The organism is Rufibacter soli (assembly GCF_054781795.1).
Window position 1 is genome coordinate 936294 of sequence record NZ_BAAGTS010000002.1, and the last position, 13328, is coordinate 949621.

The following is a 13328-nucleotide window of genomic DNA, read 5'->3' on the forward strand; positions in this document are numbered from 1 at the left end:
GCAGCAATTAAAATCCAGTACCCTAAGAAGGGCCACGGGGCATGCGGTTACACTTGTTCTTCGGGCTGGTTACTTCCTCCCGTTTTGCCTGAAATGGGTAAAAGGCGTGTTGCCAAGTTGGTTTGGCGGCATGCCGGGAGATTCTTCTGGCCAGGGCAAGCCTAAAGGCCATTTTCCGGGTACTTTGACCCGGCCGGGGCCGCCTTGTCAGTTACCTTATTTTTCAAACACTTCCAGGGCCAGCAAAATCTTGAAAGGTTTGTTCTCGGTTTGTTCCACCCGCCGGGTGTTAAGCACCATACGGCGGTAGCCCAGCACCGGGAATTCATGTTCCAGTACCTCGTTTTTCATTTCTTTTCCTTCCTGCACTACCTGGTTCATGCGCTCCTTGAGGGCAGGTATATCCCATTGGCCGTTGCCCAAATGAAACAGCCACTGGCCTTTCAGTTGCTCCGGAATCAGCTGGAAGGCCTGCGCGAAGGCGTTGCTGGCACCCTCCACGCGCAGTTCCCCGTCAAGCACCAGCAGGGGCTGTTGGATAATATCAATGATGTTGGCCGCGTACAGGCTGGTGGCCGCCACGCTGGCTTCCAGGTTTTTGTACGCAGTAATGTTGTTAAATGTGACTACCGCCCCACTTATAAAATTGTCTACGGTGCGGTAGGGAAGAATGCGCATGGAGTACCACTGCTGCTCATCTTTGGTTTGCAGGTGCACTTCTTTGCTACGCAGGCGTTCCAGCACTTCCTGCACATCTTCTTCTATAGACTGGTATTTGAGCGAGGTGGCAATATCAGAGATAGACCGACCTACGTCTGCCCGTATCAGGTTGAAGATTTGGGTAGCCTGGGGCGTGAAGTTTTTGATGTTGAGGTTGTTGTCCAGGAAGATAGTGGCAATCTCCGTGCTGTCCAACAGGTTCTTCATGTCATTGTTGGAGTTGGTGAGTTCCTCTGTTTTGGTCTGGTACTGCAGGTTAATGGTCATGAGCTCTTCATTGAGGGATTGCATCTCCTCTTTGTTGGTCATAGACTCCTCATTAGTACTCTGCAGTTCCTCATTGGCACTCTGTAATTCTTCATTGGTAGATTTTAATTCTTCCAGGGAGGAGTTCATCTCTTCAACGGTAGACTGCAGGCGCTGCTTGGTGAACAGCAACTCTTTTTCCAGTTCCTCTATTCTTGAGTTTTCAGGCGAGGCCTGGTCCTGGGCCTGCTTGCGTTGCTTCACCTTGGGGGCGGGCATGTCTTCAAACACCACCAGTAAGTAGCCTTTAAGCGGAGCGGGCTCCTGCAAGGGGTTCACCGACAGTTTAATGTATTGGTCCCCGTTGTCTGTCTGCACGCGCACCTGCTCTGCAGAGGCCGGCTCCTGTAAGGTGTTCACCTTGTTAATAAGGTTGTTGAGCTCAAATTTCAGCCCCTCACGGGCCATTTCAAATACGTTTAGGGTAGCCTGACCCTGGGCGGGCTCCAGGTACCGGCCGGTACGGCCCTGTATGTAGAAAATATCGCCTTTGGGGTTGATGATGAGGGAGGGCGGCGCGAAATGCTGGAGCATGGCCCGCTGAATGAGCGGGCTCAGGTTCAGGTTCTTTTTATCTGGCAATTGATTGGGTTCTGGAAACGGTTTCACGGTTTCAACGGAGGTAAAGGTAAACGGAAAGTCTACCATGCGGCTCAAAGGATAAGTGGTTTCCTGGCGGCGCGAGATTTTCCATTTGGTGTCTAAGGGCATGAACAGGTCTGGGTACCCCGAAAGCGTCTCTGAGGACCCCAGGAATAGCAAGCCATTAGGGTTGAGAGCATAATGGAACACCGGGAACAGCTTTTTCTGCAGGTCTGAAGACAGGTAGATGAGCAGGTTGCGGCAAGTGAGAATGTCCAGCTTGGTAAATGGGGCGTCGCGGTTAAGGTTGTGCACGGCAAAGACCACCATCTCACGCAGCTCCTTTTTCACGCAGTAATGGCCCTCTACCCGGGTAAAGTACTTGGCCAGCCGCTCTGGTGACACGTCTGCGGTGATGTTTTCCTGGTAACAGGCGGCCCGGGCAAAATCAACGGCCGTCTGGTCAATGTCAGAGGCAAACACCTGCACCTTTACATGCGGTGCTCCTTCCATCTGGGCCAGGCACTCCTGGATAAGAATGGCCAGCGAATAGGCTTCCTCACCGGTAGAGCAGCCGGCCACCCACACGCGTACGGGATCACCATCTTGCTTTGACTTTAACAAGGCAGGCAGGTACTTCTCCTTCAGGATCTGGAAGGCCTCTGGGTCCCGGAAGAATTTGGTCACTCCAATGAGTAGTTCCTTGAACAGCAATTCCACTTCCTGCGGGTGCTTCTCCAGAAAGGTAAGGTACTCAGAGAATTTGTGCAGGTGGTGGGTGTTCATGCGCCGCTCAATGCGCCGGTAAATGGTGTTGCGTTTGTAGAGCGAGAAGTCATGCCCGGTCTTGTTTCTGATGAGCGAGAAAACCTTCTGCAGCATCTGAGAAGACTTGTGCGTGTCTACCGCATTCTTGCCCTTGATAGACGGAAGGTGGGTATAGGCCAGCAGCTTTTCAGACATTTCCTCCACGGGTACCACATGGTCCACAAACTCGGTCTTGATGGCGTTGCGGGGCATGCTGTCAAAGCGGGCCGTATGCGGTTCCTGCACTATCACCAAGCCAAAGTTCTCCATGATCATTTTCACGCCCAGCGAGCCGTCTGCGCCCATGCCAGAAAAAATAATGGCTATGGCCTGCTCCCGCCGGTTCATGGCCAGGCTCTGGAAAAAGTAGTCAATGGGCATGCGCTGCCCGTTGGGCCGGTCCGGTTCCTGAAGGTGGAAGGAGTTGCCCTGTATGGAGGTTTCTTTGTTGGGAGGCACCAGGTACACATGCTCGGGCTCCAGCCTCATGCCCTCTGTGATCTGCAGCACAGGCAGCGGGGTGTAGCGCTGAATGATCTCGGTCATCATGCTTTTCTGGCTGGGGTCCAGGTGTGGGACCACCACAAACGCCATTCCGGTGCCGATGGGCAGGTGCTGGAAGAAAGACTCAAACCCCTCCAAGGCCCCTGCTGAGCCACCCAGCGCCACCACCGGAAAATCATGGTCGGGCTTGAGGGGCAACTCCTGTTTCACCGGATCCTTGGATAAAGAAGGGCTGGTGTTACGGGGAGCCTGGGCAGAGGGGATAGTTGCTTCTGGGTTATCCATAACGGAAGGGTAATGTATATAGGGGGCCTTGGTTAGAACCTTGATAACGTATAAACCTTTACTGGGGGAGATAAAGGAAATGAGGCTATAAAAAAACGAATGTAATCCCTGAGTCAGGCAATTTATTCCGGGCCAAACACAGGTAGAGGTGCAAATTACGCCTAATAAAAGATTACCTTAAAATGAATCTGATGGTTACGAATAGATACCCAACAAATACGTAGGTAAAAACGGGTTTATTCTGAATTGGAGGCCGAAATGTCCAAAATACCGGCCGCTTTGGCTTTGCACGCGTAGTACCTGTACCTACAATCTTTACCCGCATGAAACTACCCCACCATGACATTGTGGTAATTGGTACCTCTGCCGGGGGTATGGCCGTGTTATGCCAATTGCTGGAACAGTTACCCAAGGACCTGCCCGCGGCTATCTTTATAGTACAACACCTGGCCCGCGACTCCAATGCCCAGATTCTGGTAGACCGCCTGAACCGCACCAGCGGCCTGCCTTGCCAGGTAGCCACCCATGAACAGGTCATAGAAACTGGCAAAGTTTATTTTGTACCCCAAGATAACCATCTGCTGCTGCAGAAAGGCAGGATGCTGGTAACCAAAGGCCCCCGGGAGAACCTGTTCCGGCCGGCCATTGATCCCTTGTTCCGGTCTGCCGCGGCTGCCTACGGTCCCCGCGTGATTGGCCTTGTGCTAACGGGTATGCTGCAGGACGGCACCGTGGGCATGGAGATGATCAAGCGCAGCGGCGGCATTACCATGGTGCAGGCCCCCGCAGACGCTGAGTACCCAGACATGCCCCAAAGCGTGTTGCATGAGATAGAGGTAGACTATGTGGTACCGGTGGCCGAGATGGGGGCTTTGCTGCAGGAACTGGTGTTTGTGCCCGCCTCTGCCACCGCTGAACCCCCCGAGGACGTGGTGTATGAAGCCTCCATTGCTGAACGCCTTATGCTCAATACAGGCGGCGGCGCCGTGGAAGATACCGAGATTCTGGGCCCCAGGTCCCCTTTTTCCTGCCCCAGTTGCGGCGGCGCCCTCTGGGAAGTTAATTATGGGCACGTAAAACACTTCCGGTGCCACTCAGGGCACGCCTACACCGCAGAGTCTTTTCTGCACGCCAACGTAGAATCTATTGAGGAAACCCTGTGGGTAGCCATGCGCATGCTGGAGGAACGCCGTACCATGCTCAGCGCCATGGCCGAACAAGACAAGAAGAAAGGCCACAACCATTGGGCAGAATCTCAGCAGGAGCGTGCCGATGAGCTTAAGATCCACATTTCGCGCCTACGGCAGTTGCTGCTCACCAATGCCAATGCCAAAAATGCCCAAGACCCGGAAGACACCAAAGAAGCAGGCTGATTTGGGCCTGTTTTCCTAAAAACGGCCTCAAAACGCATGTTCATTTTCTTCCTTACAGAAAGGGCAGAAAAAGTACTATCTCTCCGGTTTCCCATCCCCAAATAAGCGATGCCGGCTGTATCATCGCCTAGCCTGGCTTCCTCTACTTTTGCCGGGATTGACCCTTCGTCTTTACCAAGGTTGCCTCTTTAATTGTATAAATACAGAGAAAAATACCGTATTTATACAACAAAGGAAAAAGGTAATCCGTTGAAGGTGAAGCTAGAAGGAGACAAGGTATGACTGAAGAAGAGAAAGTATTACACGAAATATACAGATTAGTAAAAGGCGATAAATCTGCGGTTCACTTACCGGTTTCACCGGTAACGGTGAGCCAGGGCACAGGCCTTACCGTGGAGCGGGTGCTGGCCTGCTGCAAGACGTTGGTCAACCATGGTTACCTCACCGGTACCGGTAGTACCACCATTCCCCCTTATTTTTATATCACTAAGCCAGGTATGGCTGCGGCCCAGAGCCCCAAGCCAGCGCTCTATTTTTATTCGGCCCCCATGGGTACGCGTAAACGGGCATCTTAGATTTAATAAAGGCCAGTTATAAAAGGGCGGTTGCGTTTCGGGCCTAATTTTAGAAAATCAGGCCCGAAACGCAACCGCCCTTGCCTACTACCAAAACTTACCGCCTGGGGTGTTCTTTGCGCCAGCTTACCACCAACAGCATGATCCAGACCGGGAAGAAAGGGGTAACCATGGCCGTGAAGTACGGGTCTACTACCAAGGGCAGCACAAACAACAGGACTAAGTTCAAAACCAGCCCTATAAGCCCCACCCGGTAGTAATTATTCCATTGTTTAATCATTTGTTGCTCTAATAGCTGGCTCTTTGGCTACCCTTCTTTCTCCCAGGCCACTTCCTCGTCTTTCCAGACGGCCACATAAGAAGGGTTATCTCCTTTCTTGCAGGCCCTGAACATGAGGTTGGTCTCAAAGCTGAATTCCACGTTTCCGTCTTTGTCCATGGCCACAAAATTGCGTTCTCCTTCAATGCGGTCTTTGTAAAGGGTCATGGCGGCCTGGCTGGCTTCTTTCAAGGAAAGGCCTTGGTATTTCATGTGCGCGTAGACCTCATGGGCGGTGTTGGCCCGCATAATGCCCTCGCCGTCGCCGGTGCAGGAGACGGCGCAGACCTCATTGTTGGCGTAGGTGCCCGACCCAATGATAGGAGAGTCGCCAATCCGGCCGGGCAGTTGGTTGACCAGACCGCCCGTAGAGGTGGCGGCCGCCAGGTTGCCGTCTTTGTCCAGGGCCACGGCGCCCACCGTGTCGTGGCCGCCGGCAACGTCTTCCTCTTTTTTGGCCTCCTTTAGTTCCTTTTCTTTTTCCTCGGTTACAAAATAGGTGTAAGGCTTCATTTCCAGTTCGTACTCCCGGGCAAACTCTTCGGCCCCGGTGGCGCAGAGCAGAACGTGCTTGGATTTTTGCATGATGGTTTTGGCCAGAGTAATAGGGTGCTTGACGTGTTTTACGCCGGCCACAGCCCCCGCCTTCATGGTTTTTCCGTCCATAATGGCGGCGTCAAACTCAATGCTTTCATCCTGGGCCAGGGAGCCACCCCGGGCTGCGTTGAAAAGCTTGTTGTTCTCCATGCTTTTTACGGCGGCCTCTACGGCGTCTATAGCGCTACCGCCTTCGTTTAAAATGCGCCAGCCGGCGATAAGGGCATTCTCCAGCCCTTGTTCATAGGCGGCCTGTTTTGCTTCGCTTATATCTTCCTTGGTTTTATTTTCGGCGCCGCCGTGTAGGGCAATTCCCCAGTTCTTATTCATGGCTATTTCTGGTTAAAGTCCTGTTTTTATTGGCTAGCTATGAAAGCCAGAGCGCTTAGTGTACGGTTCTGTGCAAGCCCTGTTTGGCTAAAAAATACGTATTGTCCTGGTTTTTCTACGGTGAATCTGTAAAAGAGGCTTATTCCCAGCTTCTGGTTTATGAATTTAAAAGAGAAGAAACTACTCTAACCTGAAGCTTTTAAATTAAGTGTTTAAGCCTTGTATTTACCGTATTTTTTCCGGCACTTTTCTTAGAGTTAAACGTGTATGTTATCTACGGTTCAAACAAGTTTGCCTCCCCCGCAACTGAACCTTAAGGAGTATTCTCTGCCGCCGCCATCCTGTCACCCTAAACAAACATGCCTATGATCAAGCACCCTAAACTCATGAAAACTTGGCTTAAGCAACCACACACCTCTAAGACCTGGAACCGCAGGTCTGGCACTGGCCTGGAAAGAGAAACCGGTTCCCGGGAAAAGGTGCTCAATCTTTCACTTCCATCTTTGATGACGGCAAATAGGGCGGAGGCGTGATGCAAAAGATTATAACCGAAAAGATAGGCGACAAGGTCATCATTGTCCTGCAAGGCGATGTGGACGCCTCAGACGCAAGGCTTAGTCGCCGCCTAACCAGCCGGCAGGGCAAGCACCTGCAATATGCCATCTGGATTGACTGCTCTGCCATAGAGTGTATCAAAACCCTGGGCTTCTGTCATTTCCTAAACCAATTGTTACTTCTCAAGAAGTTGAACGCCTCGGTTACTTTGCTGGACGTAGCAGAGCGCCCCAGGTCAATGCTGCACCTATTACACCTTGATTCGGTGTTCACCCTTGTCCCTAGTTTTGAGGAGGCCTACCAGTTGGTGCAACCTTATTAGTTGCATCTAAAAGAGAAGTACTGCCTGAGGGCCAGAAAAATCAGCCGCCCGCGTTGGGGTGGCGTTAAGAAAAGTGAATGTGCCTCCCGTTACCGGGAAGAATCTGCGTTTCGGGCCTGTTTTCCTAAAAACAGGCCCGAAACGCTTTTTACCCTTTTCTGTTTCTTAGCTTACCCCAGTGGCTGCATTTCCTGCCATAGCCTGGCAAATTCCTTGCTGTAGGCGGCCACTACGGGTTTGTCTGCGGTGATTAAGACGTTTTCATGGTTGTAGAGGGCGGCACTGCGGGTCCAGTTATAGGAACCGGTGAGCACCCACTGGCTGTCTATTATGGCGAACTTGTGGTGCATGTGGTTTTGGGTGTTATCTACTTTAATGGAGAGACCTGCGCTGGCCAGGGCCCTGATGTCTGAGCCTTTGTCAAACAGTTTTTCATTGTCTGTGAGCAGCTGTATTTTAATGCCTTTTTTGTAGGCTTCCAGAAGGGCAGCGGTGATACGGTCATCTGAAATGGTGAACACGCACAGGTGCAATGAGCGCCTAGCCGATCGGATGCTGTGTAGGATAGCATTCAGGCACTCGTCTCCGGGACTGAAAAAAGCGCCCACTTTTAGGTTGGCGCTACTGGAAAAGAAAGGGAGTTGAAAGGCCATGGGGTCTCTGGATAGGTGAAAGCCTACGTTTACCCCTAAGGTTACGGAAAGTTGTACGCCTGGGCAAACTCCTTAGAAAAAAGAAGGATCTTGTCTCTTGCCGGCAGGTCCAATACACTGGAGAATTACGCGAAGGGACTTTCAGTTTTGAGCCTGTTTTTGACAAATCAGCCTTAAAACAGACAACCTCAGGTAAAAGGATGGGCAGGGGCTAATTCAGCAGAGGGGCCTAGCAAAAACTAAGGGGAGACGTCTACTAGATGACCAAGAGAGCAATGTGTAGGTTTAGTGTAACCTGGCCTAAAATTCTACCTAATCTCACTTTCTACCCGCCACCTACCACCCGTAAACAATGCCAGGAAGGTACCGGTGAGGGGCAATTTATACTTTGTGTGCACTTTGGTCGTTTTTTCAAAACTCTTACTGAATGTCTTTCACAGGATGTAAGAATTGAGTAATTTTAGTGTCACAGGTAAAGTTATTGACCTTAATTCCCCGTTTATGAGAGCTATTGCCCTTTCTCTGTTTCTTAGTATTACCCTTATTCATTGGAGCCAGGCCCAGAATGCGCCGACGGCCAAAGACCGCGCGCACTACAACTTACAGCAGCAGTTTAGCTCTTTAAAGTACCGGTCTTCCTCGCACAGAGAGTTTAACCAAGAATACAAAGTGGTAAAGCTAAGCAGCCTGGACGCGTTTTTTAGAAACGTGCAGGATACCTTAAAAGTAAGGCAGCAAAGCATCAAAAACGCCGGCAAAGAAACCGCCATAGCCCTGGCCAAAACGCAACAAGAGTTAGCCGACCAGAAAGCGCAGGTACAGGCCCTGCAGCAAGTGAACGCCCAGAAAGAGAAGCAGATTCAGCAAGGCGCCCATGATGTGGCCTCTCTTTCTGTGCTGGGTCTGGACATGGACAAGCAAGTATATGTTGTGATAAGCCTATTGATAATAGCCGCGCTGGCCGCCTTAGCGACCATGTTTGCCTTTATGTACAAAAACAGCAACCGCGTTACCCAGGAGAAGATCAGCGCCTATGAGGAAATCAGTGAAGAACTGAAAAACCACAAACAGGCAGCCCGCGAAAAAGAAATCAAACTAAAACGCGACCAACAGTCTGAAGCCAATAAAGTAGAAGAACTCAAACAAGAGATAGCTGACTTGCAGAAACGCCTGGCGGTATAAAGAACCAAACCTAGCCTTCCGGCCGAATCACATTATTTCACTGCTTCCTTGCTGAACACCCGTTAGGGTTAGGCAGGGAAGCATTTTTTATTTTATAAGGTGGGTTAGTTTAAGTTGCTTTTTCAGGGCTTTATAAGTAGTGAGTGGATAGGTGGTAGGATTCCTGATCTGGTTATGGATGAGGGTAATGGTAAGGTGACTGCCTTCGTAGAATGAGTTCTGTGGTATTTCTCTGCAAAGGTGCGTCACCCCCTACCCCCTTCAAGGGGGGACGAAATGCGTAAAGTGAGGCTAGCGCCTCAGGGAAGTTGGAAACTTCCCGAATGGTGGGTCCAAGTTGGAAACTTGAACCAGGAAAATGTCTGTTGGTGTAAACACCCCCCTTCGCCCCCCTCAAGGGGGGAGTCTGCGCTTAGTAATGGGTATATATTATTGTAGGGCAGAAGAACGTTTGGAGCCTGTTTTTTTCAAAAATGTGCCTAAAACGCTAACAGCCCCAATGCGGTCATTAAAGAACATCATCCCCACGCATTCCCTCAGTTCCAGTCTTTACCTCGAGCGCCTCGCTTGTGGCCCTGCAGTAGCGTTACTAAGGGCAGACTGCAACTCGGCCGCAAGGGCAGTGCGAGGGGAAAGACGCGGCCGTGAGCGCTCGGAGGGAAACCATGCAACAACCAAGCATAAGGGCTTAAGGCGACAACGCTTCGCCACGCCAGCAGCAGGCGGAAAGGCGTGCACGGGCAATTCCCAATGGGAAGGCAGTCTTGGTTGTAAGTGAGAACACCAACAACGGCGAAACACCACCACTACCAACAACAACCCAAATAGCCTCGTGGCTAGAAGTGCGGTTATTTTCTAGCAAACCCTTACATTGTGTGGTTAAAAAGAATAACACCGCGCTTTACTACCAAACAATGGATTTAACCGAACCGAAGATTCCAGAGGCCCCAGCGGCTACCGGGCACCCCAGGCAGTTGTACATGCTGTTCTTCACCGAGATGTGGGAACGCTTCTCTTTCTACGGCATGAAGGCCCTGTTGCTGGCCTACATGATTACCCAACTCAAGTTTGATGAACCCAAGGGCTATGCCATTTTGGGCTCATATGCTGCGCTGGTGTATACCATGCCCATGTTTGGGGGAATGATGTCTGACCGGTTTTTGGGTGGGCGGAAGGCCGTCATGTACGGAGGGGTGCTCATGAGCATTGGCCACTTGGTGTTGGCTTTGCCGCAGGACTGGAGCTTCTTTTACGGCATGGCCTTTATCATCTGCGGGAACGGGTTCTTCAAGCCCAATATCTCCAGCCTGGTAGGCACGCTGTACGCAGACAATGACCCGCGCAAAGACAGCGGTTTCTCCATTTTCTACATGGGCATCAACATTGGGGCGGCCCTGGGCGGATTGCTGTGCGGATACGTAGGGCAACAGATCAACTGGCACTATGGCTTCGGGTTGGCTGGTGTGTTTATGGTGCTGGGTTTGGTGGTGTTTGCGCTGGGCAAGAAATCTTTGGGCCAAAACGGGCTTCCGCCTAACCCCCAGGACCTGAAAGCCCCGCTGTTTGCGGGCATAAGCAAGGAGATAGTGATTTACGTGGCCACCCTGGGCCTCATCCCGTTAATAGTGGCGCTTTTCTATCGCTATGAGATCATGGACTTTATCATGTTCGGGTTAGGGGCCATATCTGTGGTGTACATTCTCACATTCGCCTTGAAAATGGGCGGCGAGGTGCGGAATAAGATGTTTGCCGCCCTGGTGCTCACAGTTTCCTCAACGTTGTTCTGGGCTTTCTATGAACAGAATGCAGGGTCTTTAAACCTGTTTGCCATGCGCAATGTAGACATGCACGTGGCGGGGGTAGAGCTTCCGGCACTGGCGGTGAACAATTTCCTGCCGCCGGCTTGGGTAATCCTGCTCAGCTTCTTCTTTTCCTGGCTCTGGCCGGTGCTTAACCGCAAGGGCATAGAACCCAATACGCCTTCTAAGTTTGGGCTTGCTTTTATATTGATGGGGCTGGGCTTTTACGTGTTCTTTTTAAGCACAAGAATGAACGCAGACACCGGCTTAATTCCCTTATACGCGTTCATGGGAGGCTATTTCTTCATTATCTGCGGTGAAATGTGCATCTCGCCTATTGGCCTGTCTATGATCACCAAACTGTCGCCGGCGCGTATTGTGGCGCTTATGATGGGCATCTGGTTTTTTGCCAGCGCGGTAGGGGAATTTCTGGCCAGTAAAATAGGGGCCCTGATGAGCGTTCCGGCCCAGGTGGTGAATGATCCTATCCAGTCGTTGCCGTACTATGCCCAAGTCTTGAGCCAGATTGGCCTGTGGTCGGTGGGGATTGGCGTGGTCATGCTTTTGCTGAATAAACTGATAAGAAGAGGCATGGGAGAGGTGCGGTAGCCTCGGCCGCCGGCCTTCTTTGGAAAGAACGGGAGCAGGGTTATTTCCTGCTCCCGTTCTTTTTTCTAACTTACCGTCACCAACTACACCCACCACTATGGAATTGAATCATAAGCTTCTTCGGCAGTTTGAGCAGGAGGCAGCCAATACCAGAAAAATGCTGGAACGCGTGCCTGCAGAACACTTTGACTGGCGCCCACACGCCAAAAGCATGACCCTGAAAGAACTGGCCGGCCACGTAGCAGAGCTGCCGGGCATCTTCATTGTGCAGACCCTCCAAACCGAAGGATTGGACTTTGCCGTCACCAAGCTTCCCCGGTTCACCGGCACCACCGCCGCAGAGCTGATGGAATTTTTTGAAGAGAATTTCAAGAAGGCCGTAAAGGCCCTCAATGATACCAACGTGGTGGAGATAGGCAAAAGCTGGACCCTGCGCTACGGCGAAAAAGTGTTCTTCACCATGCCCCGCCAGATAGTGATCAGAAACCTGGCCATGAACCACCTTATTCACCACCGGGGGCAGTTGAGCGTGTACCTACGCATGCTGGACGTGCCGGTGCCAGGCATGTACGGGCCTTCAGCCGATGAAGGGTTTGTAGGGTAACCATTTCTCCTGAGGGATAAAGGATTCAGCAACGAGTTTTCAGGCTGGGACCAAACAGAGCCAGCCAGCCGCAGAACCTTTGCCGGTCATTTAGGTGCCACCATATTTCTTTCCGGGCTGTTTTGGGCCTGTTTTCCAGAAAACAGGCCCAAAACAGCTTTCCTTTTCAACTTACCTCTATGTTAAAGGTTTTTACTTTCCTGCTGCTGGCCTGCGTGGCTACTACTGGCTTCGGCCAAACCACCTCCTTGGAGCTTCCGCTGTATACCGGCAAGATTCCCAATGAGGTACCTGGCCCCAATGAGGAAACCCGCGAGGTGCGCCCCAATAAAACCGTGAGCCTATCTAAGGTGCGGCAACCCACGCTCACAGTGTATTTGCCGCCTAAGGGAAAAGGAAACGGCACGGCGGTAATTATCTGTCCGGGGGGAGGCTACTCTAAGCTGGCGGCCAGCCATGAGGGGTCAGACGTGGCGCAGAAATTTGCCGAGCAGGGCGTGGCGGCCTTTGTGCTCAAGTACCGGCTGCCCAGCGCCGCCGTTTCCTCCAAGCCTGAGTTGGCCCCGCTCCAGGATGCCCAACAGGCTCTGTACCTGGTGCGTAAAAAAGCCAAAGAATGGAATATCAATCCAGAACGGGTTGGCATAATGGGTTTCTCGGCGGGCGGACATCTTGCCTCCACAGCGGGTACCCATTTCACTACCTCCCAGATCCCTAACCCCGAGAACATTATTCTGCGCCCAGCTTTCATGCTCCTGATTTATCCCGTGATTAGTAGTGACACCACCGTATGGCACAAAGGCTCCTTTAGCTTGCTTCTGGGTAAGAACGCGCCCACCCAGAAACTGCAGCAATACTCCAATGACCTGCAGGTAACCGCCCAAACACCGCCCACCTTTTTGGTGCATGCCTCAGATGACAAATCTGTGCCGGCGCAAAACAGTATTCTCTTTTACCAGGCGCTGCTGAAGCACCAGGTTCCCGCCGAGCTGCACCTTTACCAACGGGGAGGACACGGGTTTGGGCTCAGCAACAAGACCACCAAAGATGAATGGTTTGACCGTTGCCTAAACTGGCTGGGCAGTAACCAGTTATTGTAGTAGTGCCATAAACAAGCGTTTGGCAGTTTCTTGAAGGGTGAACACTCTTTCTTTTTATCGTGCTACGGAACGAGCAGCCCTTTGCGTATATACTTGAAATAAAGAC

At 51.7% G+C, this 13328-nt stretch carries 11 protein-coding genes; 7 read left to right on the forward strand and 4 right to left on the reverse strand.

Annotated features, from left to right (window positions below; genetic code table 11):
• Positions 1 to 216 precede the first annotated feature (216 nt).
• A complete protein-coding gene (locus ACYVJQ_RS05965; protein ID WP_460892152.1) occupies positions 217 to 3204 on the reverse strand; it encodes a CheR family methyltransferase in 2988 nt (995 codons plus the stop codon).
• Positions 3205 to 3527: 323 nt separating this feature from the next.
• Between ACYVJQ_RS05965 and ACYVJQ_RS05970 the strand changes: the two genes are divergently transcribed.
• Positions 3528 to 4577 carry a chemotaxis protein CheB gene (locus tag ACYVJQ_RS05970; RefSeq protein ID WP_460892153.1) on the forward strand — a complete coding sequence of 350 codons (1050 nt, stop codon included), beginning with the start codon at positions 3528 to 3530 and terminating at the stop codon, positions 4575 to 4577.
• 278 nt (positions 4578 to 4855) lie between these two features.
• Positions 4856 to 5152 (forward strand): hypothetical protein, encoded by a 297-nt coding sequence (locus tag ACYVJQ_RS05975; protein ID WP_460892154.1) that lies wholly within the window; start codon positions 4856 to 4858, stop codon positions 5150 to 5152.
• A 97-nt stretch (positions 5153 to 5249) separates the two neighbouring features.
• On the opposite strand, the gene ACYVJQ_RS05980 is transcribed toward ACYVJQ_RS05975, so the two are convergent.
• Both ACYVJQ_RS05980 and ACYVJQ_RS05985 read right to left on the reverse strand, forming a co-directional pair.
• Complete coding sequence (locus tag ACYVJQ_RS05980) at positions 5250 to 5432, reverse strand: hypothetical protein (RefSeq protein ID WP_460892155.1); 183 nt, start codon at positions 5430 to 5432, stop codon at positions 5250 to 5252.
• A 27-nt stretch (positions 5433 to 5459) separates the two neighbouring features.
• Complete coding sequence (locus tag ACYVJQ_RS05985) at positions 5460 to 6398, reverse strand: isoaspartyl peptidase/L-asparaginase family protein (protein ID WP_460892156.1); 939 nt, start codon at positions 6396 to 6398, stop codon at positions 5460 to 5462.
• Between the two features lie 532 nt (positions 6399 to 6930).
• Here ACYVJQ_RS05985 and ACYVJQ_RS05990 point away from each other — a divergent pair.
• Positions 6931 to 7275, forward strand: a complete 345-nt coding sequence (locus tag ACYVJQ_RS05990; protein WP_460892157.1) for an STAS domain-containing protein — start codon at positions 6931 to 6933, stop codon at positions 7273 to 7275.
• Positions 7276 to 7445: 170 nt separating this feature from the next.
• Here ACYVJQ_RS05990 and ACYVJQ_RS05995 read toward each other — a convergent pair whose 3' ends face one another.
• On the reverse strand, positions 7446 to 7928 hold the full coding sequence (locus ACYVJQ_RS05995; RefSeq protein WP_460892158.1) for a phospholipase D-like domain-containing protein: 483 nt from the start codon (positions 7926 to 7928) through the stop codon (positions 7446 to 7448).
• A 501-nt stretch (positions 7929 to 8429) separates the two neighbouring features.
• On the opposite strand from ACYVJQ_RS05995, the gene ACYVJQ_RS06000 reads away from it, so the two are divergent.
• The 4 genes from ACYVJQ_RS06000 to ACYVJQ_RS06015 all read left to right on the forward strand — a co-directional run bounded on the left by ACYVJQ_RS06000 (position 8430) and on the right by ACYVJQ_RS06015 (position 13222).
• On the forward strand, positions 8430 to 9110 hold the full coding sequence (locus ACYVJQ_RS06000; RefSeq protein ID WP_460892159.1) for a hypothetical protein: 681 nt from the start codon (positions 8430 to 8432) through the stop codon (positions 9108 to 9110).
• A 914-nt stretch (positions 9111 to 10024) separates the two neighbouring features.
• Complete coding sequence (locus tag ACYVJQ_RS06005) at positions 10025 to 11518, forward strand: peptide MFS transporter (protein WP_460892160.1); 1494 nt, start codon at positions 10025 to 10027, stop codon at positions 11516 to 11518.
• Positions 11519 to 11615: 97 nt separating this feature from the next.
• Entirely contained in the window at positions 11616 to 12122 is a 507-nt protein-coding gene (locus ACYVJQ_RS06010; RefSeq protein ID WP_460892161.1) for a DinB family protein, read from the forward strand.
• A gap of 179 nt (positions 12123 to 12301) precedes the next feature.
• On the forward strand, positions 12302 to 13222 hold the full coding sequence (locus ACYVJQ_RS06015; protein WP_460892162.1) for an alpha/beta hydrolase: 921 nt from the start codon (positions 12302 to 12304) through the stop codon (positions 13220 to 13222).
• The last annotated feature ends 106 nt before the right edge of the window (positions 13223 to 13328 follow it).

Excerpts from the sequence above, each read along its gene's own strand:
- ACYVJQ_RS06010 (WP_460892161.1), top strand. The coding sequence starts at position 11,616 with ATGGAATTGAATCATAAGCTTCTTCGGCAGTTTGAGCAGGAGGCAGCC.
- ACYVJQ_RS06015 (WP_460892162.1), top strand. The coding sequence starts at position 12,302 with ATGTTAAAGGTTTTTACTTTCCTGCTGCTGGCCTGCGTGGCTACTACT.
- ACYVJQ_RS05985 (WP_460892156.1), bottom strand. The coding sequence starts at position 6,398 with ATGAATAAGAACTGGGGAATTGCCCTACACGGCGGCGCCGAAAATAAA.
- ACYVJQ_RS05965 (WP_460892152.1), bottom strand. The coding sequence starts at position 3,204 with ATGGATAACCCAGAAGCAACTATCCCCTCTGCCCAGGCTCCCCGTAAC.
- ACYVJQ_RS05970 (WP_460892153.1), top strand. The coding sequence starts at position 3,528 with ATGAAACTACCCCACCATGACATTGTGGTAATTGGTACCTCTGCCGGG.
- ACYVJQ_RS05990 (WP_460892157.1), top strand. The coding sequence starts at position 6,931 with ATGCAAAAGATTATAACCGAAAAGATAGGCGACAAGGTCATCATTGTC.
- ACYVJQ_RS06000 (WP_460892159.1), top strand. The coding sequence starts at position 8,430 with ATGAGAGCTATTGCCCTTTCTCTGTTTCTTAGTATTACCCTTATTCAT.
- ACYVJQ_RS05975 (WP_460892154.1), top strand. The coding sequence starts at position 4,856 with ATGACTGAAGAAGAGAAAGTATTACACGAAATATACAGATTAGTAAAA.
- ACYVJQ_RS05995 (WP_460892158.1), bottom strand. The coding sequence starts at position 7,928 with ATGGCCTTTCAACTCCCTTTCTTTTCCAGTAGCGCCAACCTAAAAGTG.
- ACYVJQ_RS06005 (WP_460892160.1), top strand. The coding sequence starts at position 10,025 with ATGGATTTAACCGAACCGAAGATTCCAGAGGCCCCAGCGGCTACCGGG.
- ACYVJQ_RS05980 (WP_460892155.1), bottom strand. The coding sequence starts at position 5,432 with ATGATTAAACAATGGAATAATTACTACCGGGTGGGGCTTATAGGGCTG.